The 26,759-nt window shown below is 46.8% G+C and carries 32 protein-coding genes; 4 read left to right on the top strand and 28 right to left on the bottom strand.

Annotated elements, in window-relative coordinates:
- Positions 1-15: 15 nt before the first annotated feature.
- The 8 genes from A6049_RS08190 to A6049_RS08155 all read right to left on the bottom strand — a co-directional run bounded on the left by A6049_RS08190 (position 16) and on the right by A6049_RS08155 (position 5,812).
- Positions 16-1,290 (bottom strand): S-layer homology domain-containing protein, encoded by a 1,275-nt coding sequence (locus A6049_RS08190; RefSeq protein ID WP_063564175.1) that lies wholly within the window; start codon positions 1,288-1,290, stop codon positions 16-18.
- A 342-nt stretch (positions 1,291-1,632) separates the two neighbouring features.
- Complete coding sequence (locus A6049_RS08185) at positions 1,633-2,046, bottom strand: NUDIX domain-containing protein (protein ID WP_240321356.1); 414 nt, start codon at positions 2,044-2,046, stop codon at positions 1,633-1,635.
- A 163-nt stretch (positions 2,047-2,209) separates the two neighbouring features.
- Entirely contained in the window at positions 2,210-2,572 is a 363-nt protein-coding gene (locus tag A6049_RS08180) for a cupin domain-containing protein (protein WP_063564173.1), read from the bottom strand.
- The gene (locus A6049_RS08175) at positions 2,569-3,087 is read right to left on the bottom strand and encodes a GNAT family N-acetyltransferase (protein ID WP_072734060.1); all 519 of its coding nucleotides are present in this window, start codon (positions 3,085-3,087) and stop codon (positions 2,569-2,571) included. Before A6049_RS08175 ends, A6049_RS08180 begins: the two co-directional genes overlap by 4 nt.
- Positions 3,088-3,253: 166 nt before the next feature.
- Entirely contained in the window at positions 3,254-3,676 is a 423-nt protein-coding gene (locus tag A6049_RS08170; protein ID WP_095206018.1) for a GNAT family N-acetyltransferase, read from the bottom strand.
- A 166-nt stretch (positions 3,677-3,842) separates the two neighbouring features.
- On the bottom strand, positions 3,843-4,211 hold the full coding sequence (locus tag A6049_RS08165) for a YybH family protein (protein ID WP_063564171.1): 369 nt from the start codon (positions 4,209-4,211) through the stop codon (positions 3,843-3,845).
- A gap of 44 nt (positions 4,212-4,255) precedes the next feature.
- Positions 4,256-4,750, bottom strand: a complete 495-nt coding sequence (locus A6049_RS08160) for an 8-oxo-dGTP diphosphatase (RefSeq protein ID WP_063564170.1) — start codon at positions 4,748-4,750, stop codon at positions 4,256-4,258.
- 276 nt (positions 4,751-5,026) lie between these two features.
- Positions 5,027-5,812 (bottom strand): DUF3891 family protein, encoded by a 786-nt coding sequence (locus A6049_RS08155; protein WP_063564169.1) that lies wholly within the window; start codon positions 5,810-5,812, stop codon positions 5,027-5,029.
- Positions 5,813-6,005: 193 nt separating this feature from the next.
- Here A6049_RS08155 and coaA point away from each other — a divergent pair, with 193 nt between their 5' ends.
- Positions 6,006-6,935, top strand: a complete 930-nt coding sequence (gene coaA, locus A6049_RS08150) for a type I pantothenate kinase (protein WP_063564168.1) — start codon at positions 6,006-6,008, stop codon at positions 6,933-6,935.
- Between the two features lie 58 nt (positions 6,936-6,993).
- Positions 6,994-7,356, top strand: coding sequence for a DUF423 domain-containing protein (locus tag A6049_RS08145; RefSeq protein ID WP_063564167.1), 363 nt, complete (start codon positions 6,994-6,996; stop codon positions 7,354-7,356).
- Between the two features lie 70 nt (positions 7,357-7,426).
- Here A6049_RS08145 and A6049_RS08140 read toward each other — a convergent pair whose 3' ends face one another.
- The 20 genes from A6049_RS08140 to A6049_RS08045 form a co-directional block, all read right to left on the bottom strand.
- Positions 7,427-7,978, bottom strand: a complete 552-nt coding sequence (locus tag A6049_RS08140; protein WP_063564166.1) for a histidine phosphatase family protein — start codon at positions 7,976-7,978, stop codon at positions 7,427-7,429.
- A gap of 32 nt (positions 7,979-8,010) precedes the next feature.
- Positions 8,011-8,835, bottom strand: coding sequence for a glutamate racemase (gene murI / locus A6049_RS08135; RefSeq protein ID WP_090808593.1), 825 nt, complete (start codon positions 8,833-8,835; stop codon positions 8,011-8,013).
- Between the two features lie 245 nt (positions 8,836-9,080).
- Positions 9,081-9,467 carry a hypothetical protein gene (locus tag A6049_RS08130; protein ID WP_063564164.1) on the bottom strand — a complete coding sequence of 129 codons (387 nt, stop codon included), beginning with the start codon at positions 9,465-9,467 and terminating at the stop codon, positions 9,081-9,083.
- Positions 9,468-9,694: 227 nt separating this feature from the next.
- On the bottom strand, positions 9,695-10,390 hold the full coding sequence (locus tag A6049_RS08125) for a GNAT family N-acetyltransferase (RefSeq protein ID WP_063564163.1): 696 nt from the start codon (positions 10,388-10,390) through the stop codon (positions 9,695-9,697).
- Between the two features lie 233 nt (positions 10,391-10,623).
- Positions 10,624-11,508, bottom strand: coding sequence for a serine/threonine-protein kinase (locus tag A6049_RS08120; RefSeq protein ID WP_063564162.1), 885 nt, complete (start codon positions 11,506-11,508; stop codon positions 10,624-10,626).
- The gene (locus A6049_RS08115; protein ID WP_083584717.1) at positions 11,505-12,086 is read right to left on the bottom strand and encodes a GNAT family N-acetyltransferase; all 582 of its coding nucleotides are present in this window, start codon (positions 12,084-12,086) and stop codon (positions 11,505-11,507) included. The genes A6049_RS08120 and A6049_RS08115 overlap by 4 nt, the downstream gene beginning before the upstream one ends.
- Positions 12,083-12,664, bottom strand: a complete 582-nt coding sequence (locus tag A6049_RS08110; RefSeq protein WP_063564161.1) for a DJ-1/PfpI family protein — start codon at positions 12,662-12,664, stop codon at positions 12,083-12,085. The genes A6049_RS08115 and A6049_RS08110 overlap by 4 nt, the downstream gene beginning before the upstream one ends.
- Before the next feature lie 51 nt (positions 12,665-12,715).
- Positions 12,716-13,636 (bottom strand): SDR family oxidoreductase, encoded by a 921-nt coding sequence (locus A6049_RS08105; protein WP_095206017.1) that lies wholly within the window; start codon positions 13,634-13,636, stop codon positions 12,716-12,718.
- A 70-nt stretch (positions 13,637-13,706) separates the two neighbouring features.
- Entirely contained in the window at positions 13,707-15,026 is a 1,320-nt protein-coding gene (locus A6049_RS08100; RefSeq protein ID WP_063564160.1) for a F390 synthetase-related protein, read from the bottom strand.
- Positions 15,023-15,883, bottom strand: a complete 861-nt coding sequence (locus A6049_RS08095) for an MBL fold metallo-hydrolase (protein WP_063564159.1) — start codon at positions 15,881-15,883, stop codon at positions 15,023-15,025. Before A6049_RS08095 ends, A6049_RS08100 begins: the two co-directional genes overlap by 4 nt.
- Complete coding sequence (locus A6049_RS08090) at positions 15,877-16,872, bottom strand: NAD-dependent epimerase/dehydratase family protein (protein ID WP_063564158.1); 996 nt, start codon at positions 16,870-16,872, stop codon at positions 15,877-15,879. The genes A6049_RS08095 and A6049_RS08090 overlap by 7 nt, the downstream gene beginning before the upstream one ends.
- Positions 16,869-18,164, bottom strand: coding sequence for an ATP-grasp domain-containing protein (locus A6049_RS08085; RefSeq protein WP_095206016.1), 1,296 nt, complete (start codon positions 18,162-18,164; stop codon positions 16,869-16,871). The genes A6049_RS08090 and A6049_RS08085 overlap by 4 nt, the downstream gene beginning before the upstream one ends.
- Complete coding sequence (locus A6049_RS08080; RefSeq protein ID WP_063564157.1) at positions 18,154-19,155, bottom strand: beta-ketoacyl-ACP synthase III; 1,002 nt, start codon at positions 19,153-19,155, stop codon at positions 18,154-18,156. The genes A6049_RS08085 and A6049_RS08080 overlap by 11 nt, the downstream gene beginning before the upstream one ends.
- A gap of 256 nt (positions 19,156-19,411) precedes the next feature.
- On the bottom strand, positions 19,412-20,293 hold the full coding sequence (locus tag A6049_RS08075; RefSeq protein ID WP_063564156.1) for a TIGR01777 family oxidoreductase: 882 nt from the start codon (positions 20,291-20,293) through the stop codon (positions 19,412-19,414).
- Positions 20,294-20,375: 82 nt separating this feature from the next.
- The gene (locus A6049_RS08070) at positions 20,376-20,897 is read right to left on the bottom strand and encodes a hypothetical protein (protein ID WP_063564155.1); all 522 of its coding nucleotides are present in this window, start codon (positions 20,895-20,897) and stop codon (positions 20,376-20,378) included.
- 154 nt (positions 20,898-21,051) lie between these two features.
- Positions 21,052-21,783: a YdcF family protein gene (locus A6049_RS08065; RefSeq protein ID WP_063564154.1), complete on the bottom strand. Its 732-nt coding sequence runs from the start codon at positions 21,781-21,783 to the stop codon at positions 21,052-21,054.
- Positions 21,784-21,835: 52 nt separating this feature from the next.
- The gene (locus A6049_RS08060; protein WP_342671814.1) at positions 21,836-22,387 is read right to left on the bottom strand and encodes a nucleotidyltransferase family protein; all 552 of its coding nucleotides are present in this window, start codon (positions 22,385-22,387) and stop codon (positions 21,836-21,838) included.
- 262 nt (positions 22,388-22,649) lie between these two features.
- Positions 22,650-23,531, bottom strand: a complete 882-nt coding sequence (locus A6049_RS08055) for a glycoside hydrolase family 43 protein (RefSeq protein WP_063564326.1) — start codon at positions 23,529-23,531, stop codon at positions 22,650-22,652.
- A gap of 78 nt (positions 23,532-23,609) precedes the next feature.
- Complete coding sequence (locus tag A6049_RS08050; RefSeq protein ID WP_205524730.1) at positions 23,610-24,467, bottom strand: DMT family transporter; 858 nt, start codon at positions 24,465-24,467, stop codon at positions 23,610-23,612.
- A gap of 42 nt (positions 24,468-24,509) precedes the next feature.
- A complete protein-coding gene (locus tag A6049_RS08045) occupies positions 24,510-25,475 on the bottom strand; it encodes a metallophosphoesterase family protein (protein ID WP_063564153.1) in 966 nt (321 codons plus the stop codon).
- Between the two features lie 273 nt (positions 25,476-25,748).
- Here A6049_RS08045 and A6049_RS08040 point away from each other — a divergent pair, with 273 nt between their 5' ends.
- Together A6049_RS08040 and A6049_RS34485 are read left to right on the top strand one after the other, a co-directional pair.
- Entirely contained in the window at positions 25,749-26,519 is a 771-nt protein-coding gene (locus tag A6049_RS08040) for a DeoR/GlpR family DNA-binding transcription regulator (RefSeq protein ID WP_063564152.1), read from the top strand.
- Positions 26,476-26,759, top strand: a 284-nt coding sequence (locus tag A6049_RS34485; protein WP_342671817.1) for a TetR/AcrR family transcriptional regulator, incomplete at its 3' end; no start/stop codon positions are given. The genes A6049_RS08040 and A6049_RS34485, both read left to right, overlap by 44 nt.

Raw genomic sequence — 26,759 nt, 5'->3', positions numbered from 1 at the left:
ACCACCCGAATCAAGCTACCTTTGAATTTTAAACGCTCCTTCTGTATCAGACTTCAAGAAATAGGACCAAGACTTATTTCTTAAAGTTGATGTAATCCAAAATCTTGTTTCAACACCCTTTTTAATCAGTTCACTAGAATTCATGGGTAACGTTGTAAAGCCATTCTGTTTTGCCAATTCCAAATCTAAGCGATTAAATTGTATAAGAGAATCAGAAAATCCCTTGTTAAATGTTAATAAATTTGATTCTTCTAAATTTGAAGTGAAAGAAACATCAGAAAATGTTTTATACGAACCAGGAACATAATTTTTCTCCAATAGTAATGAGGCATAAATACCTTTTGGTGTGCTCTTAGTGGTATCCACGACTATTAGTCGATGTATCTTCATTACACCAGATTTGTTAGTTAAGGTAATGTAACTTTTGGATAAGTCTGAAATATTAGCAGAACCCGAACTATACTTATAATTACTAATCGTCGTTAAATTCGTTCCTGTTGTACCTACCTCACGCATTTCATTCAGATCACTGTACTTCCCTGCATCCGTACCCTCGACATCCATATAACGCAGCAAAATGGCAGACACTTCGGCTCGCGTTGTTGGATCAGCAGGCTTCAAGGAACCATCCTCAAATCCACCCACAATGCCAGTCCCGCGAACAAGTGCAAGATAAGGAATTTGCTCTGCACGAATCGTTCCACGATTCACTTCAGGGGTAGGTAGCAGTGTATTTTTGGTATCGTCAAAAGCATCCTGGAAACTGGTTCCCGACTTGATCAGTCCGTTTGCAATCCATTTCATCATCTCGTAGCGTGTGAGCTCGGCATTGGGGTTGAATCCTTTCGGATAATCATTAGCGTTAATAAAGCCTTGGCCCACCAACTGTGTCACAGCGGATTCAGACCAGTGCCCCTTGAGATCAGCAAAAGGATTCTCGCTTTGTACCTTTTCCGAGCTGGTTGCACGGCTGAGAAGTGTGGCATACTCACCACGTGTGATTTTGGCATTGGGGCGGAACGTACCATCCTGATAGCCGGAGATCAGATTTTTATCATAGGCTTTGACAATTGTGGCTTGCGCCCAGTGCCCTTTGATATCTTTGAACTTCGTAAGCGCAGAGGCAGTTGTGCCCGCTCCATTCGTGCTTGTAGCAGCATCCACAGTAGACACCAGACCCACGGTTCCAGTAGTCAGCAGCGTTCCTGCCAGCAAAGCCGTCGTCAACAATCCGACTATTAACACATTCCTTTTTGATTTACTACCGTTTAATCTCATCTGCTTCTTCAAATCTACTCACTCTCCTATGTACCTTAGTATGGGGCAAACTTCTGCTTCTTCAGCAATCGTACTACTCTTCAAGCCAAAACCTAAATTTGTAATAATCATCAATATTCTACCATGCAAATCTAGGCTATTGGTATTATTTTTCAGCAATCCCCATCACTACAAGGCCTGCAACCTCCCCTTCCAAAGACCCAATTCACCCCTAAAAACACAAAAAAAGGCCACGAATCCGCAGATTCATAGCCTTATGCTTTAAGGTGTCAGTCCTATTCATTTGAAAAAATTGTAATCTATCTATCACAGAATAAACGATTCTGTTCCATTTGACCAGTCCTAAAATTCAAATCAAGTAGTTTTGTTAATCATATACTTTGCAAATGGCGTCAACGACAACGCTCCGACCTCTTCCAGAGTAAACCATTGTGCGCCCAGCGAATCTTCGCCATCCGGTTCCCTTTTGATCTCATAAGGCCGACTTTCGCTTGTCAAATATACATCGTATAGAATTCCAATATGGTGCAGCTCTTCCGGCTCGCCTTCGTGAACCCACTCCAATACGTTCGATTCCGCAGAACGAATCACCAATTGTAGATTGGAAAGACCCGTCTCTTCCTCGATCTCACGGTGTAGGGCGGTCTCCGGTTGCTCACCAAACTCCAACCTTCCTCCAGGCAAATCCCATTTCCCCATGTAGGCCCCTCTCGCCTTATGTATTAACAGGACTTTTTGCTCCCAAGTGACTAAACCGTATACCCCCATGTGTGTGTACCGATCCACTTAAAGGTTCTTCCTCTCGTCTGAAAGATGCCTAACTTGCTCTTCCAATCTACGAATACGCTTATTCAACTGATAGAACGATGGAGTAAATATCACTCCAATAATAATAACAATGACCCAAACACTCAAATCATCAGCCCCTATCTTAAGAATCTCCCGACTCTAGCGATAACCGAACAATCAGTTCTTCACCCTCAATCAACAATGCGGTTAACCCTTTGTTCGAGCCAGATTGGTGATTCTCCCCGTTGGTCCAATACGCGGCTTCTCCTGATCGTATCGCTACCCGTTCGCCTGTCTCACCTTCCACCCAACCTTCGCCTTCAAGCACCAGAAACACCTGCTCACCCACTGCTGGATGCAAACCTACACTTCCTCCTGCAGACAGTTTCAGTTGTGCTACGTGGCAGGCTGTTGCGCTTCGGAGTATCGGCGTAATCTCTGCTCCCTCACTGCCATAAGCGGTGATGGTACGTCGGTCCTCTGGTTTGAGACGATATATCTTCACTTCTTATTCTCCTCTGCCACGGTATCGAGATCCAGAGACAAACGAATCATATCGACGCAGCGAATACCATCTTCTATAATCTCTTCTTCATAATGCTTCACAAAGAAATCCCGATCGACCCCTACAATGCGAAAACCACAGCGTTGATATAGCTTCAACTGATGAAAACTTGAGTTGCCTGTCCCAATTTCTACCGTTCGACCACCGAGCCTGCGTGCTGCCTCTATCGCTTCCTTGATCATGTGTTTGCCAACGCCCTGTCCCTGTAACTCTTCCTGTACGGCAATATTAACAATCTCTACCGTCTCTGGACGCGTCTTAAGCAAAACAAACTCTCCTACCATTTCTCCTTCATATTCAGCGATAAAACAAACACCGCGACTCAGATATTCGTCAACTATGGCTTTGGACGGATCAGCCATCAATAAAAGTTGATAAGGTTTTTCTTCTTCCCAGTCCAAAATCCGGAACGACAATTTCACACCAATCTCCACCTTTTCCTCGTACATATTCATTTACGTCCCGTTTGCAGAAGCCTATGTATGGCTAGTCACCAAATATATAACAACCTTCCGTATATAAATGTTTTAGTCTGAATTCATATTTTTCTCTTTTTATAACTTCGGGTTACTCCGGAACGATTTTTATACTTTATTTTAACCATCTAGTTCACCAAATCTATTAGCTATTTACCGCTCCAGCCTGATTTTGATAATGACGAATCACCATGCCAGATGTTTTTTGCATGCCCTGTTTCTCATAGAACTCCTGGAGTTCGTTATCGCACAGAAGATCAATCATATAGAGATCACCCAGACGATTAAACATACGCTTGATGAGATCTGTTCCGATCCCGTTACCTTGATACTCCGGAAGCACTTCCAGTAAGGGAATATATGCGCTAAGAACTCCATCTGAAATCGCTTGAATAAAGCCCACCACATTTCCGGTTTCTTCATCAATAGCCAGTTCGACAGCATAGGATTGTTCCAGCAACTTCAGAAATGTAGGCGTAGATGGAGGGTTTGGCCAACCTTCGAAAAAAGCCCCGCTAAGTTGGGCGATTCCTATTCCCTCCAGCGATTCACGAAATGTAATATCCATAATAGCAAGTCCTCTCCTTTTAAAAAGTAAACTTCATTATATCATAATATCTGGATATAAATATATAGAATTGGCTGATAAAATAAGAGACATGCTTCAAATAGAAGCCTTAATTATTAGCTTTATTCATGTAGACTGTTATAACAACAACGTTCTATTCCTCACGTTATACACCCGTACTTAAATGTTCGTGGATTAATTTCCATTCTCCGTTGATGCCTGCAACAAAAACATTGGTAGCCCGACCTTTTCCAGCAGCCGGCTCCCCTTGATACATTCCTTTCCAGTGATACGTATAAATACAGATCGCCTGTTCTTGCCCAGTCGTAATCCACGTGACATCTTCTGCACGATATACCTCATCCTTGACTGTCTCCCAAGCGTTTTCAAAATAAGCCCGAATTTCGTTAAGGGTAGTACAAGACGTTCCCGTAAACCAATATACGGCAGCCGGTGATAACCATTTGCTTACCTCATCAAACTCATGTGTATTGGTTGCTGCAATGTATCCTTCCAGTGCATGCTGGTATCCCATAAATGCTTCCTCCTCCTGAGCGTTTTGAATTATTTAACTTCACTCTATTCAAGAACCGAATCGCTATACACCATAAACGTCTCTTTCAGTGTACGTCCGGTTGATTTCTCCCAGATCACACTCCGCTCAAACGTACCTGCTTGAAAAAATCGCGGGAAACGTTCTGCAAACCAATCCTGCATGGGCAGCTCAAGCGCCTGTCCTAGAGACACCCACAACAGTTCGCCTTCCGGCGGCTCGTTCAATAGCTCTCCCTCATAAGAAGTAGCCACGTAGTTGAAGACCATATAACGCAATCCTTGCTCCGGATCACAAAATTCATCAAGACCTTTGTATGTAATCTCTTTCACAACAAGTCCTGTTTCCTCTTTAACTTCTCGCACGGCACCATCCACAATACTTTCTGGAAAATCAACTTTCCCTCCAGGAGCAATGTATCCCGGAAATCCTTTTTGGTTCGGACGATTCATTAATAGCACCTGATCATTCCGTTTGTCCCATACCATACACATCGTTAAAATCTCAGTTCTAGTGTCCATGTTTATCCTCCCAGTTGCCTTATACAAACCTAATCCCTAGCAATTCACACATAGAATTAAGCTTATATACTTCGTTGTACTCTAACACTTCTGGTACATAGATAGATTCTCCTGCTTCAATCTCTATTCAGGATCCCTCTTCACTTTCCTGATTATCTGCAAAGTCAATTTTGATATAAACGCATACGAAAGACGGACACCGGAAATTTCGGAGGCCCGCCTCTTTATGATGTATGCAATGTTTTGTTTTTGAACCGAATATCGAATAGGCGATACTCAGCTCATGCCTGTAATTAATACCCGGCGCTCTTTCCACTCGGCACGGCGATAAGCCTGCAGCAGACCAAATTTGCGGATACTTGCTTTCGGTACCGATTTGTAAGGCATAACGACTGTAAAGTCCTCATCAAACGGCACAAAAGACAATCCGACTTTCTCATTGGAAAGCCACTCGGCCTGAATGGGCTGCCTTGAACAGGCATCGAAGGTAGAGCCCAGTCCATCAGCAAAAAAATCATAACGTGCAGCAGGTGTTCCGGGTTCCTCCATACAGAGAAAAAGGCTGAGCTGATCACAAAATAGCATAATTTCTAAATCATGTTTCAGCCTAAGCTTCAACGCTTCACCACCACCAAGCTGCTGTTCCCAACGTAACTGATGCTCCCGTTCATCGTTCAGATATTCCCTAATATCTTCATCATCATTGGCGTTAGCACCCAGGTTGTTTTGAAACAAATCTGTATACATCATGCTGCACAACAACCCGGCGTACAGGTTTTTCTCCCGAACCTCTTCAATACCTTTACGGTAAAATACAAATCGTGGACGTAGCGGAAAATCACGAAACGAATACGGTATCTGACTATAATCATTCCAGAATGGAGCAGAATCCAGTTCAATCCATCCCCGATCATGCTCTTTTGCGGCAAAAATCAGATCTTCTCGATGCGCTTCATCAGTTAATAATTCCGTTTTCCAATGGGAAGCCATTTCTCCGGCTACTAATCCATGCTCATGCTGTGCGGTCAAAACAAAATCATGCTCTCTCTCATATACGATCATTTGCTGTCACCCTCCCGCATGGTATACGTTGACTTTAACATAATTTGGTTTACAATTTCCTATAAGTTGCTTTTCATTCAACTTTCAGGGAATATACTAAGGGACCATCAATGTAAAGGTGTTGTCAGTTCCCTGAAATTTGGTACACTAATGATTGTACCAACATAACATTACATACAGAAAGCGGGATCTCATGAATTTATACTCTCCTTACACCGAGTTTAACCGCAAGGAATGGGCTGACTTGAAGAAATATCAGACCACTCTTCCACTAACGACAGCGGAATTGGAACAGCTAAAGGGATTAAATGAAGAGGTATCCATTCAAGAAGTTGAGGATATTTATCTACCTCTTACCCACTTTATTGACTTATATGCAGGAGCTTCACGAGAGCTGAATCGCTTAACGGCATCTTTTTTAAAAAAAGAAGCACATCACGCTCCCTACATTATCGGTATTGGGGGCAGTGTTGCCGTGGGCAAAAGTACAACTGCCCGCCTGCTTCAGGCTATGCTGGCCAGAGGCAAAGGAAATCCAAAGGTGGATCTGGTCACTACGGATGGTTTCCTGTATCCCAATGCCGTGTTGCAAGAAAAAGGCATCATGAACCGAAAGGGATTCCCGGAAAGTTATGATATCAAGTCACTGATTCAGTTCATGGGTGATGTCAAATCGGGCAAACCCGAAGTGATGGCACCCGTATACTCCCATCTTGCCTACGACGTCATTGCAGGTGAAGAGAATGCCATATGTCAGCCGGATATCCTCATTATTGAAGGAATTAACGTGCTCCAGGTCAAAAAGGAAACCCCACTGTTGGTCAGTGATTTTTTTGACTTCTCCATCTATATCGATGCAGAAGAGGAGCATATCCGCCACTGGTACATTGAGCGTTTCAAGCTGCTACGCAATACAGCTTTTCAGAATGAGAATTCCTTCTTCCACAGCCGTTTTGCCAATCTGGAAGAAGATGAGGCTGTTCTTACGGCAAGTCAGATCTGGAAAGATATCAATGCCAAAAATCTGCACGAAAACATCCTGCCAACCAAAGGACGAGCCAGACTGATTCTGAAAAAGGAAGCGGACCATTCGATTCAGCGCATCCAATTGCGTAAGCTGTAAGCATCATAATGAGCAGAAACATTCTGCTTAATACTCATTAAAAAGGAGACAAGACTACATGCAGATCTTGATTGTACTTGGAAGTATCATGATGTTTCTTGCTGTTGCCCTTGGAGCATTCGGTGCACATGCGCTCAAACGCAGATTGTCTGCTGACATGATCAAAATATACGAGACTGGCGTTCAGTATCACCTTGTTCACGGACTCGGAATCATCCTTCTCGGACTGTTCGCTGATCGACTGGAGCAGCCTTCTCTTGTGTTGCTGGCTGGATGGCTGCTATTCGCCGGCATCCTCTTGTTCTCGGGCAGTCTGTATGTCCTAAGCGTAACTGGCGTTCGAAAACTGGGGGCGATCACACCCCTTGGCGGAGTAGCATTTTTGGTCGGTTGGGTAATGTTATTAGTCGCCGCTTTGTAAAACCAACATCGTAAACTGAAAAGAGTGTTCTAGCCGATCTCAAAAAATCGCTGGAGCACTCTCTTTATGTTTAACTTCGCCATATACGGCGAATGCTGTGTGTGACTTTATCTCCCTGCTGTTTTTCCAGGACATATACATCAGGATTAGATAGATTTTTCCACTCCTCGAATCCAAAGGATTCATCATGGCTGCGAATGAGCAGAGATAACAGATTACCGTGTGTAATCACAGCCCCGCTATGCTCAGGCCGGCTCCACAACTCGTCCAGCACCTCAAGGCCCCTGGCTGTCGCGAAATGAGAAGATTCACCACCTTCTTCCGTCCAGTCTTCGTCCGTGTATGTACGTTCAAGCACATCCATCCAGTTATCCAGATGAAGGGTACTAAGCACCCTTTCTTGAAGACGTTCATCCGTATGTATATGTTGCAGGACGGTTTTGCCCAGTGGGGCAGCGGTTTGAAGTGCCCTTTTCCACGGACTCGACACAATGTATTGGATTGGGTGCTCCGCCAACATCTCAGCAAGTTCTTCTGCCTGACGAAGTCCTTCATCCGTAAGCTCGGCATCCGGTTCTTGCCCTGTAGCTTTGGCATGACGAATGAGATAAATAGACTGCATCGCCCTTCAACTCCTGTTGATTCAAATTACATTCAATGCTTCTCCAGATATTTGAGTGCAATTCGCATGTTCTCCCGGTCTTCCGAACGGCCAGATGAACTAAGAAAAGTAACCTTTTCCTCTGTCCACACGCCCTTTTGGTCTGCCAACCCAAGAAGCTGCTTCAAGCGGTTAACCGTTCCCGTACTGCCATCAATAATCTGAATATGATCTGGTAGAACCGTACGAAGAATCGATGTGTAAAACGGGTAATGCGTGCAGCCAAGTACAACTGTACCGTATAAGTTCAGATCAAGATCAGCCAGTTTAAGGCGGAAATACGCCGCAATCTTCTGTGGATCAAAGTCCAACTGCTCACACCACTCCACAAGTTCAGGTAATGGAATGGAATCGACACTGTGGTGATCATCCACTCGGGATACCAATTCATGATATTTCGTTTGACTCAAGGTTAGGGCTGTAGCAAATACAAGCACTCTTTTGCCGCTTCTTCGATTCATTTCCACTGCCGGTTTCACAGCAGGCTCCATCCCGATAACGGGGATATCATACTTGGCACGTAAATCCTTCACGGTCAGACTGGTCGCTGTATTGCAGGCAATCACAATCGCTTGCACATTTTCCTGAACAATAGCCTCCACACAATTGAAGATATGTCCTCTAACCTCATCGGCGGACTTGGTCCCATAAGGAACATGCAATGTATCGGCATAATACAGAAACGCTTCTTCAGGGAATTGATGCAATGCTTTATGCAAGACGGTTAAACCACCGATTCCCGAGTCAAAAAATGCAATTTTCTTCTTCAAGGGTTTCACCTCTATAACGTATTCTTTCAGGTTCCTGGAACCTCTCATTCCTGCTCATGATGACTGGGAGGTGAGTTATGTTATTCCGGATCATCACAGACGTTAACGTTTGACGACCTGCGGTGATCGTTGCGGTTACGGATCGTTCTTTCGATCGCTGTTGTCTCCAAATTTTCTTGATATATTTTATAAATGTCCAAATTTGGAGACAAAGGCGAACGCTACCGCTTCTTCAGAATCGATTCCGTTCCCTCCACTACCTTCGCTGTAAGTCATGCACTAATGAAGAGCCATTATTCTAACTTCATTTTATACTGTCTGAGCCAGTCTTTGCCACTTTGCCAGCGTTCCACGGGGTTACGCTCTCCGAGCAGTTCAGTACTAGCCTGAGCCATAAGCCATTCCTTAAGGCCATCATTCGAACTGGACTCCAGCTGCTGAATCAGGACGTTCAGTCCCTCTTCACCCGTATCGAGAATCTGAGCATACGCCTCTGTATTAGCAGCAATATAATCACCTGGATTACTGCTGGTCAGAATCTCAGTTTCGTTCACGATTTGCTGAAGATTGCTATCAATTTTCCAGCTCACGTCATGACTTCCCACCTGATTCGAGCATGCTACCAACATCCATGCTGCACACAGCATCACCGTGCCGCTTGCAATACGTTTGCGAATCATGGAATCACTCCTGTCCCTGCTCAAACTTATGAACGGCACTCTCAATAAACTCGACAAAGCTATGATCATAATTATACTCATCCCGATAGATACGGATATGCGCTACAATGACTTATTGCAGGTTCTTTTGTACAAAAGTCCTAATCATTGCTGCAACAACAACTTTTGATCCAGAGTTTCAACCCAGCGGATTGATGCCCTTCATTTAACACAAATGATTGCATCTTTTATGACGAGGTCGTGATGCTGAAATCCACACCAAACTGGATTAGTCCCAGCTTCCGGGCAACAGTTTGCGAAGCTATATTATCCCATGATGTACTATAGATTGGAATGCGCCCGCTCTCTTTAATATGATACTGCCAGCACTTTACCGCCTCCGCTGCATAACCCTGTCCTCTGAAATTAGGCGCCGTATACAGACTAGCCTCAGCACCCTGTTGGGATACACGGGCCGAACAACATACAGCGACAGCCGAATCCTCCATAACATAAGCAATAACGGGCATTTTTTCATGCAGACGCTCTATTAAATCAGAAAAATGCTTTTCCAGCAGAAAAGTACGATGACTCTCTATAAGCTGAACATTTGGATGCCATTCGCCGCACTTCTCGGGAAATGTATAAGCCGGGCCCATCCATGCACTCTTCACTGGCTTAAACGTCTCCACTCTCCGAATCAGCTTCGCAATATCGAGCGGAAGCTCAGCATCACAGCCTAGCTCTTCAATCAGAGTGAACGGCAACTGCTCATGATAGTAGGAATATTGCCCGACAGAAGTTATTCCAATAAATAAGGCTGGAGCCTGCCCACCATCCGGTTCGTTAATACTTAACAGACGCTTCTGATTGTCCATCGTATACAATGTATCTGCCTGAATTTTCATCATATCCATGGGTGAACGGTTTGAAATGGGATTCATAATTACGGAATGAACCTCTGCAATAATGGTTCGCCTACACTTCTTTTTCCAGCGTCATGCTGCTTCAGAAAATCAGTTATTAATCCTGATATCGTATATTTGCACATTGGCTATACCCCCTCATTAATTTCCATTATACGGTATATCACGTGCAGATACGAATCAAATGTGCACAATTGCGTATGAGTAATATATTAGAGAATTTTAAGATCTAGACAGTGATTCAATATCGTTTACTGATCCTGCAGCACGGCTTTTTTCCATGCTTCACCCAATTCAGCAACCGATGCATAACGACTTGCCCGCTCAGGGTCTACTGCTCGAATAACCACCTGGTACAACGCTTCTCCCGCATCCCATCTGGCATATGAACGATCCAACTCTCCACCCAGCAGGGAAAAAGCCATCGCTCCTAAGTTGAACACATTCGTAATTCCATCCATTGGTGCACCCAATTCAAATTCCTCAGGAGACATAAACCGGGATGATCCCCACATCCGTCCCATCGTATTCGTGAAAGAGCCCTTTCGATACAAATCAATATCACATATTTTCATCGTTTGTTTGTCAAAATCATAGATCAGACTGCCATCGTAAAAATCAACAGCCACATACCCTCTCCGTTGCACTTCGATGTGAAAATCCAAAATACGCTCCATCGCCTGAATACGCGTCTTTACCGGAAGCTGTCTGAATCGATAATAGGGGGAACGAGGGTCCTCATATTTAGCTGGTGGTGGAAAATCCCAATGGGAATGCAGACATTCTCCTTCCACCCAATCGAATACACAGGCGTAGCCATGTTCTATTGCAAAATGGTCTTTTAAATGAATCAATGTGTCATGTGCCAAATCTTCGTATATGGAAACGGATGATTTCAAATAATGAATCGCTTCGGCAGGTGCACTTATACTGTTCGCATGTATCGTGCATGCTCCAGCATATTTCACGAATATCCGCTTTCCGTCTAGACCCAGAATACCAAAGGACAAATTGCCGGAATCCTGCTGATCAAACACACGGAATACAGTACCCAGGCGCGCGATCCACTCGAATGAATGAGGTTCTTTTAACTCAAAAGAAATGCCGTCAAGTTCAAGCTGAACCGTGTCCGTCATAAGTCACCACCTTCTTCAACATGCTCATCGCTCACATTCAAACGCTCAGCATAAAAGTACGTCATATGCGCTTCATCGTAACCTTTTCCCTGAACGACCAGTGCATTGCGCTCAATGCCATAGGTTTCGAATCCATGCTGCTCATACAATCGCCTTGCTGACCCGTTTGTGGTAACCACACTGAGATTGATTTGCTCTATGCCTTCCAATTCCCTGCCCCGATCCAACACTTCGCGGAGCAATCGGGAAGCAAGTCCACATCCACGATAAGACGGTGAGACATAAACTCCCCAGATGTATCCTTTGTGCCTCAGCTTTAGTCCCTGTTCTCTTTTGAACCCCATTGTCCCTGTGAGGATGCCTTCTTCTGTATATGCACCCAGAATGTAATTATCGGGTTCGGTATGTATACGTTCCTGCACTTCACTCATGGGAAGCTGAATGGACATTTCAAATGAAGCCCCGAAGGCTTCCGGATGATTTTTCAGTGCTTCCAGCCGCAAAGGCCAATATTTCTCTGCCTCATCTCTGCGTATATTGCGAAGGATGAACACGTTCTCCTTCTGACCTTCATTCATGCTTCAACCACTCCCTGCATGTCATAAGGATAATCGATTTGTAGCTTTACATTCGCTGCGGCTTCCTGGCCTGCAAGCAAACCTACAACATAGACCCCAAGATCAATGGACGTCGCTACCCCTCCGGCCGTAATCACATTTCCGTCTTTCACAATCCGGGTTTGAATCACCTCAGCAACATATGGCTCAAGCAGTTCATAGACATTGGGATGCGTTGTTGCTTTTTTACCCGTTAAAAACCCCGCCGCCCCCATCAGCAGAGAGCCTGTGCACACGGATACCTTCAGTGGAACATTCTCAGCTTGTCTCAGCCAGCCCACAAAAGCCTCATCGAATCGAAGCTTACGGGTTCCCATGCCACCAGGAACAAAAATGAGATCATATTCCGCCAAATTGGGCTTCACCCGGTCCACCTTCAACGTTAAACCCGATTCGTCCGTAACCTGATCTGTCATCGCACATGTTTCCCACGTCGTGCCTTTGGTTTGTTCAAAGAAATTCAACCGATTGATCACATCATAGAATCCTGCAAAATCAAGGAAAGTCAAACCATCAAACAAAACAAAAGCGATTTTCATATGAAAGCCCTCCAGTGTTTTTTATTTCGTGATTGAGTTTCGTAGCTGATTCTATTTCAATCCACGCGCAATAATCCACTCCAGCCATTTCCAGGGAAGCAGCAGCTTGCCGATGATAAGCAAACGCGAGCCTTTGCCCAGCGCATAACGAAGTCTTGGTGCACGCATCCGTGCAATGCGAGCAATCAGATCGGCCACTTCCTGCGGATCAGGTGCAGTCTCTCCAGCATTCTGGGAATAACGAAGAACCGCGTCCAGCTTATCTTTATAGGGAGAATGGTCGCTCCTGTGAATTTCGCCCAAGCCTTTACTCCATATGGGTGTGCGATAAGCACCCGGCTCTACCAGCACAACCCGGATGCCGAACGAAGACATCTCATGACGCAAACTTTCCGTGAAACCTTCAACGGCGAATTTGGATGCAGCATACGGCGCATAACCCGGAAAACCAGACAATCCGCTGACGCTGGACAAGTTGATGATCAATCCCTGCTTTTGCTCACGCATGACAGGCAGGACCGCACGTGTAACGGCAATCAAGCCAAACAGATTCGTTTCCATTTGCCGACGCCAATTATCCATGGATACTTCTTCAATAAATCCGCCAAGCGCAAATCCTGCATTGTTCACCAGCATATCGATCCGCCCATTGTTTTGAAGTACCGTCTGAACAGCCTCCTGTACCGAATCACCATCCGTTACATCCAGGCGAATAACCTGTAACCGATCCGAAATACCCGCCTGCTCCGCCAACCTTGCCAATTCCGCATTCCGACTCAAATCTCGCATCGTTGCCACAACACGATATCCTTGTTTAGCCAGCGTAACCGCCGTAAGCATACCGAACCCACTCGATGTACCCGTGATTAACGCCACAGGGGCGTTTGGGTTGAACTCTTTCGATTTCCGCACGGTTAAACCTGTTGCGCCCTGTATATGATCGTCCTCTGTCTGTATCTTCTGTTCTGTCATCTGCTTCACCTCTTCCTTCGGTGGATTTAGTAGATTTATTATCGTTAAAACTATCATCAAAACGCTTCATTCAAGTGTACTGTCTCTCCACTCGGCGCAGCTTCGTTATTCCCGGTTCAAACGTATACGGGACAAATCTGATATCAGGTACGATGCATTCCAGCCGCTCTCCCAGCTTCGTCAGCTCCCGCTTCACACAAAATTCCACCTGCTGCATCCCTTCTCCTCCTCCTCCAAGCCTAAGCGATACTTCCAACATTCCGTTACCTCGCTGCACGACCCGATAATGCTCAATAGCTGGAGAGGCTGCAATCACCGAACGCGTAACAAAATCCGGAAACACAGGTACGGCTTCGCCCGTTTGTCGATGTGGAAAATAAAGCGTGTCATCACAGCGCCCTTCGATCCGCTCAATGGCAGTGAATGGAGACCCACAGGCACAAGGAACCGCTGCCTCGGTCAAAATGTCGTTCAGTCGATACCGGATAATCGGCTGTGAGGTTCTGGAGAAGTCCGTGATCACAGGCACAAATCTCCGGGTCGTGGGATCAATGAACTCTTTTTCAATATGAACGATATCTTCATTCAAATGCAACGTACCGAAGCCACAGGTTGCGCCCAGAAATCCTTCAGTACACTGGTAAACCTGATGAATGGTTTGCCCAAAAACACTCTCCAGCACCTTGCGATCCAGGGGGTCTAGCACTTCAGCAACCGAAATGATTTTGTCCGGTACAGTGGTCAATGTGCCTGACGTATAAGCCTCAGCCAACATTCTCAGCATGGAGGGCGGCGCTACCCATACGGTGGGTCGGTATGTTTCCATACGTTCAACCAAGGTATCGACACGCTCCAGCAGATCAAAATATTGAAATTGCAGCTTACCCCGCTGCACCGATTCATACAGATTACTGTTGGCCCGGAGGAAAAAGGCGATCTTGGCAGGCTTCCACAGTCCGCCAGGCAGGAGCTTGGCCAACACAGTCCCTGTCCACGCATCCTGCTCACGATCACTCACCAGAAACAACCCCCGGTTGCCCGATGTGCCTGAGGACAAGCCTACCGTCACGCCCTGAACGGATGGCTTGAAATCACGCGTTTCCTCACTTTCCCCGGCGAGAGCCATCGCTTCGCCCTTGGAAATGCCCACCGTGTTGAGCCGATCGAAATGCTGCATCATGATTGTTTTGTCGATCAGAGGAAAGCTTCTCCAGTTGGATGCATCCACATTACCCCACCACTCCCGGTAAAAAGGCGACTTTTCACGAACCCGTTCAACATGCCGAATGATCTGGCGTTCCTGCCAGCGTTCAAGCTGGGCTCGTGTTTTCCATTTTCTCAATCCCCGTGCAAGTGCATAATGGTAGACAATACGCAGTGTACTGCTCATATGTGCTCACCCTCTGTACCCCAAGCATTCAGCGCTTCACGGCAATGACTGGGCACAATCCGAAGCGCTGGAAACTGCTGATGCAACTGAACGAGTCTGTCAAAATTCCTTCGATACGCCTGACGATCCGACATAATGATTCCAGCGAGGGCGTGAGGTCTGCGTTGCTCCTGAAAAGCACGACTCGACCACACTGCGTCTGCACACAGAAAATAGTCATGTGACTCCGTAGTGAGCAAAATCCCCATCATGCCTTCCGCATGACCCGATACGTCAACACCCAGCAGACTGCCATCACCCAAAATATCGTATACCTCGGGAAAAGGAAAATCCTCACCCGCTCTCACCCATCTCTCCGGCTGCTTCGTAACAAGTATTGATCGGGCATTAAAGTCCTCTGGCAGCAGGCCGGACAGAAAGCCTGCCTTTACAGCCGCAATGGGTCCAAGTGAACGCACCGCGTCATAGGCTCTTGGCAGATAGATCAATTGCGCCTGTGGAAAATCTCGCACACCTGCGATATGATCCCCATGAAAGTGTGAGAGGATGATGTACCGAATATCCGAAGCTTCCAGTCCTAAACGAGCCAGAAAATGTACCGCACTGTCTTCTTCACGATAGACCACAGGTGTAATATGACGATACAGCGCGTTTGGCAAGCAGGCGGTTTCCTTGAAAAAACGGGAGCTATATCCCGTGTCCAGCAGAATCGGACCATGTACAGGATGAATGATGCACGCAAAGCCTGCCGGGAAGGCCACCGGACGCAAACTTCCACCACGCAGCGTCAGAAACTCCGGATGTGTGCAATAACCCGCTGCTCCAAGATGAAGCTTTACCGAAGTTGTTGTCAGCATGATTCAGCCCTCCACCAGTCTGCAAATTGTTGTAACCCCTCATCAATGGTCAACCGAGGCACATACCCCAGCTTCTCACGGGCATCCGAAATATCCAGCGTCTGTGGAATCGATAACGAACCAACCGTATACCGCGTCAATTGAGGTTCACCTAACGCAGGAATCAAGCGGTGTACACGTTCCAGCACTGCGGCTGCTCCGTATGCTGCTCGGTAGGGAATATTTCGACGGTGTAAAGACATTTCCAGCTTTCCAAACAACGTGCTCACCAAATCCTGAAACGGTCTCGGATCTCCATTGGAAATATTGTAGGCACGACCCAGCACTTCTGTCTTAGCATCCCTGCATAACAAAAGCGCATCCACCACGTTATCCACACAAGTCAGGTCAATGAGTGCCTGTCCGCCTCCGATCATAGGTACACCCGATTTGGCATTTGCTGCAACGATTCTGGGAAAAAGGGTCTGGTCATATGGACCAAAAATAGCTCTCGGACGAATCATGATCGATGGAAGTCCATTAGCATGAGCCTGCAAAACCACTTGCTCAGCGAGCCGCTTGGTGGCTGCGTAATGATTAGCTGGTTTGGATGGCAAAGGGTCATTCTCATGTATGGCATATCGCGGACTGTAGTTAAAATATAAGCTCGGCGTTGATACATGAATGAAGCGCTGTACGCCACCTTTCATACAACGGTCCACCAAATGCTGTGTCCCCTCCACATTACTGCTGTAAAAATCCCGATATTTGCCCCACGGCGACGATAACGCCGCACAGTGAAACACAACATCCTGACCCGAACAGACCTCATTCACCGCCGCCTGATCCCGTATATCTCCGTTATAAAATCGAATGCCTGCTGCCTCAAGCTGTGCACCGTGCTTTGGCTGGCGTCCCATACCCGTAACTTCCCAGCCTTGCTCTGCAAGCCGTATCGCCAGATGCCTGCCCAGACATCCGGTTGCTCCTGTAACCAATGCTCTATTCATCGTTGTTCACCGTTCCATTCTATGTCGTGAGTCAAAGCTTCAGTCAGCGAGAACTTATGTTTCCTTGCAAGCCGCCAGGCGGAGAGTACAATTGCAAATTGCTCAAACAAAGGTTTCATATCGTATCTCAGATACACCACATCCCTCGTTCCCCGCCAGGCTGTCATCCATGTCCGCAGGCTGCCTTTCCCCCAGAGTTGCTGCAATCCACTTCCCAACATCGGAAGCATCAACATCGCTTTGCTTCCTTGCTTGGGGATGATCACCTTTGCTGCTTTCACCAGCTCTTCAGGTGCAATTAAAGCACGTACCAAGCCATCACCAGGGTGAAACAAATGGATGCCACTGGTCGCCCTCGGATTACACTCAATGGCATACACTTGTCCGTCCTCTGTTTCGATAAAATCAAACCCAATCTGCCCGCTAAACCCTGTCGCCTGTACAAATTGCCTTACCCACTCGTAAATTCCTTCATGCTCCACATGTTCAAAAAAAACACTCGCCCCTACGCTGCCCGTTCGATAGCGACTGTCGTAGGTTGTATATGCAACGATTTTCCCTTCATAAGCTACGCTGTATGTACATAACATTTGCCCGGCAACATAAGCCTGTGCAACCCAAGGGGAAGCCGAAGATATTTCCGTGTCACCAGGAGGATCATTCTGTAAACGGTGCTGCTTCATTTTACCTTCGTATATCTTCTGATCAGGTGCCGCTCTATCAAAGTCTGCTGTGGAGGATATCGGCATACGAACTCTGGCAGCAAAGCGGGAGTATACGGGCTTCCATACCCATTCCCCTTCTATATCCAGATCAGCCTGCGCTTCCATCCATTCCTGCCGACTGCTGATCAGACGGGTATCCGGCACCGAAAGGCCAAACGACTCTGCAAGCTGAATAAAGCGATATTTATGATGCAATTCATGCAGCTGCTCTATAGGCGAAACAAGTACACGGCAGTGATTACGCAGTCGATCTGTCCCTTGGGCAATATAAAAAACTTCTTCACACATTGGAATCAACAAGTCGATCTGCCAGGTTTGAACCAGACTCTCCATCTCTAACAAGTAATCCTCTGTTTCATGACGTGGAGATGGAACCATGAAACACTGCTCCACCGCACTGGTCAATCTGCACAAATGACGCACCACGCTCTCCGCGACGTAAACCCGGTGACCCGCACGATGAAGCATACGCGCCAGATCGAGCGTTACCGGAGCCCGCCCGCCTGTGAGCAGCACATTTAAGGATTCTGATGTTTGATGTCCATTCTTCGTGAATCTAGTAGTCAAAAATAAGTCCTCCCAGTGATAATCCGGCGGCTGTTCCGATCATTAGCACCCGATCTCCCCTCTGAATGCGCTGCTGCTTGATCGCTTCATGCAACCCCATCGGAATGGAAGCGGCAATGGTATTGCCGTGATTTCGTGTAATGTCCATAAAACGGTCCTCTTCGATTCCTAGCTTCTTGCGGATCAGCCTCATCGCCATGGCACTTCCCTGATGCGGAATTACCAATTGGAAATCCTTCATCTGATTACCGGTTGCTTGCAACATATCGTCAATAAATGCTGGCAGCAACCTGGAAGCCATACGGAAGATGGCCTGTCCATCCATATGAAAAAGATAGGGGTCCGGCTGCTCTGCCACATAATTCGAGGCATGCAGACGAGTACCCCCACCGGCAATTTCCGAAAACCGCGCGCCGCGGCTGTACGTTTTCAGCGAGGCATGCACAATCTGCGAAGACTCTCCTTCAGCAGAGCGTTCAATAATGACAGCAGCAGCTCCATCACCGAACAGGGCAGCACTCTCCTTGTTCGACCAATTTAACCCCTTTGAAGCGATCTCCGTAGCTACAAGCAGCACCCTTTTATAACGCCCGGCATCCACCATATAGGAGATAACATCCAACCCGTTTAGGAAACTTAAACAGGTCGCATCCATGTCAAAAGCCGGTACACCTGAATCCTGCTGTCCCATCGCCTGCTGAATGAATACCGCCGTACTGGGTAAAGGTTGTTCCTTCGTACCGCTCGTACACACTAGACAGTCTATATCTGCGAACGTCAATCCCGCATCAACAAGTGCGGCTTCGGCAGCCCTCGCTCCCATGAAGGAAGAGGTCTCTGCACCAGAAGCGTAATGACGCACACCTACACCTGTTGCTTTGCTGACCCAGCCCGCAGGCACCTGCAAACGGCGATCCAACTCCTCGTCGGTTACTTCCTGTTGAGGCAAATACTTGCCTGTTCCAACAATTCTCACTCTTCTAAGCTGCATATGACCTACCTCTTTCTCTTCTTCTGACTGAATATAAGTTCAACTAATAAATATGTACACTAACACTCCAATGACAGAACAACCTTGTTATCGCAGTTATCGTGTAAATGTTTAGTCGAACATATCTAAATGAAAATTACACTTCACCCCGCCTGGCTAAACGCCATGACGAAGTGCAGAAAATACAGCAGAAGGGCAGATATCTCTGCCCCTCCCGTTGTGTTATTTTTTTATTCAGTCATGTTGATTCATTTCCTTACTTCAAAATCTCGGCCAGTGCAAGATCGAGCGTATCATACTTGAATGTAAATCCTTCTCTTTCCAGCCTCTCGGGAATAACCCAGCGACTTTTGAGAACCAGCTCTGTTTCGGTCCGGATGAATCGTGCCCCCAGTTCCAGCATCCAGCGAGGTGAAGGAAGTCCAATACGAACTCCCATCTGCCGCCGCAGACTCTCCATAAGCTGGCGGTTCGTGACAGGATGGGGAGAGGATGCATTAAATACACCCTCCAATTGCGGATGCTGCTGAACATAGATCACCATGCGGAACAAATCTTCTATATGAATCCAGCTAAACTGCTGGGTTCCAGGTCCTTGTGATCCACCCAGCCCAAAGCGGACCAGATTGGTGAGTGGCTCCATGACGCCGCCTTCTCCCAGCACAATGGCAATCCGTAATGCAATCTGACGTGTAGACGGCAGACTGAATTCAAAAAAAGCCTTTTCCCACGCCTTGGCGACATCCACCGAGAATCCGGAGCCAATCTCGCCCTCTTTCTCCGTCATGGGACGATCTTCTGCATGTCTGTATATGGTGGCCGTGCTCGAATTAATCCATAATTCAGGAGGGTTGCTACAAGCCAGAACAGACTCGCCCAAAATGCGGGTTGTGCGTGTTCTGGATTCCAAAATGACTTTGCGGTTCTCGTCCGTGTAACGGCAGTTTACGGATTTTCCGGCCAGGTTAATCAGCAATTCTGCACCTTCAAGTGCCTCTATGATTCCAGCCTGGTTCTCCCAGGCAATATGACCGGGCTGACGTGAGATGATGAGCACCTCATAACCAAGCTCCTTGAATCTTTGGGCAAAATCCTGACCAACAAACCCTGTTCCACCCGCCAACACAACCTTTTTCACGGTATCCCCTCATTTCCCCATACTGGGTAAAGCAACTACGCTATATATGGACTAACACTGTCTGCGACGGTTTTGTTTGATTTTAATTTATGCCCAAGGCTGCGTATAAACGATTGCGTTCTTCAATCGCCCATGCGTTCGCTGAGTTTTGCTCCAACTGATACATAAGCTCATCATGGAAATCATGAATCATGAACCCTTCAGGCAAATTCCCCAGCATGGCTGTAAAATTGTATTCAGGCAGTTTTCTTTGTCCTTTACCGATCTGCTTCAACCATTCCATCCATTCGACAAGCGTCAGCACTTCTACCTGCCATAGTTCGGCCTGTAATCCAAGTGTATCCTGAAACTGCTCATAAGCAGATAGCTCGGAGAAGGGACGACAAGCTTGCACAGCCAATTCATACAACTCGATTACTGCGCGCCGCACCTCATGCTCAAGCTCGATTTCCAACCCTTCCATGAAGTCCTGAACTTGAATTGACAGCCCGTCATCATATAGTAATGGTGCGTGTGCCAACAAACGCACAATCTCTTCCATGTCATGCGCTGAAACTTTCTTTTGCTCATAGAGAGCAGGTAACATATATGCTGTAATGATCATTCACTCCTACATCGTTCTTCTATTAATGACGTATATTATATCATGATTTGGCGGGTTATCCTTGAATCACTTTAACGTTAACAAAAAGGCAACCTTACTCTTTCAGGAGAGCATAGGTTGCCTTTCGTGTTGCTATTAGAAAATCAAACAACATCTAGATAAACGCTTTAACCGCTGCAAAATACTCCCGGATCATATTGATCGGTTTCAGATAACCCGGTGAAGGAGCGGAAATGCCGTATTCGGCAGCGTAACCGTTCTTGGCGGCCAAATACTTGGATCTGAACATATGGTAATCACTTGTGACAATCATGATCTTGGGATGCTCCAGCCCAGATGCATCAATGATTTTTTTGGAAAAAGCCATATTCTCCTGGGTGCTCGTCGATCGATCTTCCATAATGACTTGTGTGGGGCTGATCCCCTGATCAACAAGGTAGTTTTTCATGGCGAGTGCTTCCGGAATCGATTCTCCCGGCCCCTGCCCGCCGGATACAATCACTGGCGTCTGAGGATGACTGCGGATATAGTCCAAACTGGCATCCAGCCTTTGTTTCAAGGTCAATGACAATTCAGTTCCCTTGATGCCCGAGCCGAGAATAATGACATAGTCCGCTTCTTCCGGATCATTCGCGTTAAGCTGAGTAAACACAAGTGCTTCGATAATTACAAATGAAACCGCAGCGATCCCGAAGCCAGTAAGCAGAATGCGTTTCAGCAGGATATGCTTTTGATAATCAATCCGCCTCAACACGATAAAAGCTATAGTGATCATGCCAAAAAACTTCACTGCGAAGTTCCAGCCCCAGAAAACAAGGAAGAACACAAAACATGCAATGAAAAAAAGATCAAGGATTAGGCCTTTTTCTCGTATAAACTTTTTCATAAATCCAGTAACACTCCTTCTCGGGCCTTCACTTCCGTCATATGCCCTTGATTCAGGATTTTATGATCGTGAGCTTGGGCCACTGTTGTTGCCAGCATTTCTTCTCTACACGATGATTATAGTAGTCTGCATCCGAGAAAAACGGACTTTGGCGTACGATTAACGTATACAGATCCTCCAGCCCATGCGGGGCACAGATACGCACCTGACCTTGTTCATCTAACCGCACACCTATGGCTGTGACGATTTCTGGCCAATACCGAAGGGCATCTTCTGTGGATTGATAGGGCTTGTTTCCATTACGCAGATGCATCCTCGCCTGATTTTTCACCGACCATATGGAATTGCCTGTCTGCTCGCGAAGCCCTTGTTCCAGCAACAGGTCCCGCTCCTCACGCATATCTTCCGTATCGTAGTAAATAACATCAATATCGCTGTGCAGTTCGCGAAGAGGATAGCCATGAAGCACATCCCAGATATAATTGCGAATATACCCCGCACCTATGTAACACTGAGGCAGATCCAGACTGCGAATCCGCCGCAGGTCGTGCATTAATTGGTCATGCTCCGTAATCGCCTGGATCAACTTTTCCTTATGCAACATATAACGTCTCTCCCCGTCACTCTGTCCATTTCATTATAGAGCTATCATTGCTCGCTTTTACATTACCGACACGCTGCTCCTTCCAATATATCATGTTTGAGTACCTGCGATAAAATAAACAAATCCCCTCAGGCAGTCATCCTAGGCTCATCTGAACAGATGTTCCTTAAGATCATTTACCCTGAGGGGATCAATTGAAGAAGATTGAAGAAGCGATTAGGCCAGTGGCTTTTCCGAATACGTGATCTGCATTTTCTACATTTTACGTTGGATTATCCATAAGCGTCAGTTGTCCTTGCTTCTCCTGCATGCGGAAAATAACGGGTCGTTCCTTCGGATGATTGTTCGGAGCATGAATGGTGAGACACAGTTGTCCTTCGAACGTTCGAAACAGCATCCCATGTCCTCCATTATTGGCGAACAACGGCTTGTCATCCTGCTTCCATGGACCTTGCGGTTTGCCGGACAACGAGCGGGCCAGCCCCAGTGTATAACCGTCTTGACCGGATGTGGACCACATCATGACGAGTTCATCATTTTGCATACGATACAGAAACGGACCGTCCGTGACATAACGGTTTCGCTGTTCTCCACCTCCGACAGACCATGGCGCTTCGGAAGCTTTGAATAACAGATCAGGTTTGCCTATCGTTCCTTTCAGATCCGGTTTCAGACGTACCGCGTACATCTCCCCATCCTCCACCTGTACCCATTCCTTGCAAAAGATCATCCACGGATCACCCTGATCGTCCACATACAATGTACCGTCCAGGCATTCCCAATCTGGTGGCGTCAGGGAGCGACACCACAATTCAAAAGGCCCTTCCGGCTGATCAGCCACCAACACACCTGTTACCCGCGAAACACCTTCCGCCTTGAAGCTGGCAAACATATAAAAGCGACCTTCCCATTCATAGACTTCCGGGGCCCAATAGTGGTGATCGGACCAGAAGTCCGCAGGTGCACGGAAGCATGGGGAAGGACCACTCCAATGGATCAGGTCTTCGCTCTCATAGACATCAAAACCGATGGCTGGGCCGTTCCACACATTTTGCCCGATAGAGCCATATAAATAATATTTCTTGCGCGATGGTATAGCCAATATGTAGGGATCACGAAAATGAATATCTTCCAAACGGTGCACGTTCAATGGTTCATCCTCCTCATGAGAGCGGTTCATTAACCATGAGTATACACCATATCTCCAAATACTGGAATTCCACTAACCCCACATGCCAATCAGCAATATGCCGCCAAAAATAACGATGGAACAGAGAATGCGCTTCTTCCCCTGCTGTTCTTTCAATAACAAAATACCGAGGAAGGCCGCGAATACCGTTCCTACTTCCCGAAGCGGGCCCAGTCTAGCCATTGGCGCCTGCTGCAATGCAAACAGAAACAACAAGTACGAGCCCGGATTCAGCAGCGCTCCCAGCATAATGGTTGATCGGTTCTTCTTCCACTCCTGACGCAGTTGGCGGGAAGCGAGCAGCGCCGGAGTCAAGCCGGCAACAAAGCCAATGTTCGTCACTTCCAGTAACGACAGGGGTGAAATATGCTCTAGATTTAATTTGTCCACGAACACATAACTCGTTGTACATAACCCGACACATAAGGCCATCAGAACCGGCTTTGATCCTGTTACACTTGAGCCAGATTTGCCAACTCTGCTTCCCACACCACTCAGCACCGTAAATCCTACAATCATGCAGGCAATACCGACCCAGCCGAACATGGACAACGTTTCCCCCAGAAAAGCAACACCGATCAATGGCACCAACAAGGTGCTCGTTCCCCGCATAATCGGATAAATCTGCGACAAATCGCCCAATTCATACGTCTGCGATAGCAGCCAGGAATACAAGGCTTGCAGCGCCATTGATAACACGAGTAGTGCATAGGCTGGCATGGATAAAGGTTCCCGTACCAATTCCACAATAAGCACAGGCAGCAGTATTACGGTTGGAATCATCATGATCGACCATAAAAACACACTTTTGTTTAAACTGCGTTTGGTGAACATACTCCAGACAGCGTGAGCCATCCCGGAAGCGAGCACCAGAACTATAGGTAAAATCATAATCAAAACGTTCCTCTCTAATGCCTTACTCTTCTATATTCTCTAATGTGCCAAAGTGCTCTCAGGTTGATGTTCTGGCTGTTCCTTCACGACCGATCCGTCTTCCAGACGAATCCAGGTATCAAAGCTGCGTTGTCCCGCCTGCAATTGAATGACCCGTCCTCCGCGCAGCATGCCTTCCCTTCCATATGTACTGTGTCCACTCGAACGCCCGTAGCAGAGACGAATGCCGTGGTAAGTCCCCTGAAAATCATTCACATGATCATGTCCGCAAAAGGTCCCCATCACATCGCCCATCTCCAGCAGTGCAGAGAACAGACCCGAGTTCACTTGGGCAGAGCAGACAGGTTCGTATTTGCTGCCGTAACAGATCTGTGTGTCCCACATGGACTGATATTCAGGAATCGGGATATGGAAAAACGCCAAGGCTGGGAGCTTCTCCCCGCGGCTGCGGCCGGGATTAACGCGTGTGGATTCAGACATCAGCCACTGGATCTGATTAGGCTGAATCCAGCCATAACCGGGAATGGACTCGAACTGGGAATAGTTCCCCGAATCGAGTAAATACAACACTGCCCCCGGACGGCCATCCGCTCCGGCAATCTCCAATGTGTAATTGCCTAGTCCCGCAATCTCACGCGGTCCAGGTTCTGTCACGGTATGCGCATGCTCCTGAATCACATCCATTAATGCATCGGGGGTAATCCGATTCTCTGTATCATGGTTGCCATATACAAAAGCCCACGGAATACCCCGCTCTTCCACTACAGACACAGCATCACGGAATGCCTGCTCCGGGTGTTCACATTCCTTATTGCCAGGATCGACTGGTCCCGTGTAGATGACATCGCCTGTAAAGACAACCAGATCGGGCTGTTCCGCTTCAATGACCGTTTTCATTAATTGCCTGGTCCGAAGATCTTCAGGTCGCCCATCTTTCCAGTGTAGATCTGTAAACTGCACGATTTTGAATGCTCCATTTGCTTGAAAAGCAAGCTGACGTTTCACCCTTTTTTCCTCCCTGATGATCCATGTACTATGGATTGAAGTTTTCAATGTTGTTTGTTGTGGTTTTACGTTGTTTTATATGATCTTATCGTCACATCATATTGCTGTCAATACATATTAAGAACAGAATTTACTTCTCATTATACTCCTCATTACATTTCAAAATTGACAAGGTCTTCTCTCCAACTTAAACTATTAAAACAACAACAATCCACACTATCTCACAACTCTAAAATAAATAGAACTTAGATCGAAACTTCAGGAGGCACAAACATGTCTTTAACGTATGAAGAACGCAGACACACCATTCTTAACCAGCTTGCTACACAGGGCAAGGTTCAGGTACAGGTTCTGGCGGATCTGTTTCAGGTGTCTACGGAGACGATTCGGCGGGATCTGGACCGACTTGAAAAGGAAGGCGAATTGCGCAAAGTATACGGAGGCGCTGTACGTGTACGCTCAGGCATGATCGAAGCCCCTTTTCAAAAGCGTGCGCAGCTTCAACTGAACGAAAAGCAGGCCATTGGCGTGGCAGCCGCCTCTCTGATTGAGGATGGAGAGACCATAATGCTGGACAATGGTACAACAACGCTGGAGATTATGCGACAGCTGCGACATCGGTCTCAGGTGACCGTCATAACCAACTCCGTCCCCATTCTTACCTGTGCACTAGAGGAGTTTGCAGGCAAAATCATTTTCGCTGGAGGAGAAGTCACCCCGGTCGTACAAGCCTCTACTGGACCCATTGCTCATGAATTGCTCAGTCAATTCAAAGTCAACAAGGCATTCATCTCAGCAGGCGGCGTTTCGTTAACGGATGGGATCACAGATTATGTGCTGGAAGAGGCACTCATCTCCCGCAAAATGATGGAGCGTGCGGAGGAAGCCATTTTGGTAGCAGATCATACCAAGTTTGGACGTTCAACCTTCGCCCAGATTGCACCTATAAATCAAATATCCATGGTGATCACAGATTCTGGATGTCCCACAGAATGGATAGATGCTCTTCACCAAATGGAAATCGAAATGGTTCACAGCATTTGACAATGTGAGCCATTTTCTATATTTTAGAAGTATAATGATCGTTCTATCTTATTCTGAAGGGAGCGTATTACTTCTTATGAGCAGCAAAAAGGAAATGCTGTTGAACGTGGCTGAGGAATTATTCTACCTGCACGGCTTTCATTCTATCGGCTTGAAGCGAATCATCACAGATGCCGGGATCGCCATCATGACGTTATATAATCACTTCAACTCCAAGGATGATCTCATTGTTGAAGTACT

It is taken from the genome of Paenibacillus sp. O199 (assembly GCF_001636635.1).
In the GTDB taxonomy this organism is placed as follows: Bacteria; Bacillota; Bacilli; order Paenibacillales; family Paenibacillaceae; genus Paenibacillus; species Paenibacillus marchantiae.
Note: the sequence above shows the minus strand (reverse complement) of the source record. Positions and strands in the feature narration are given on the sequence as shown.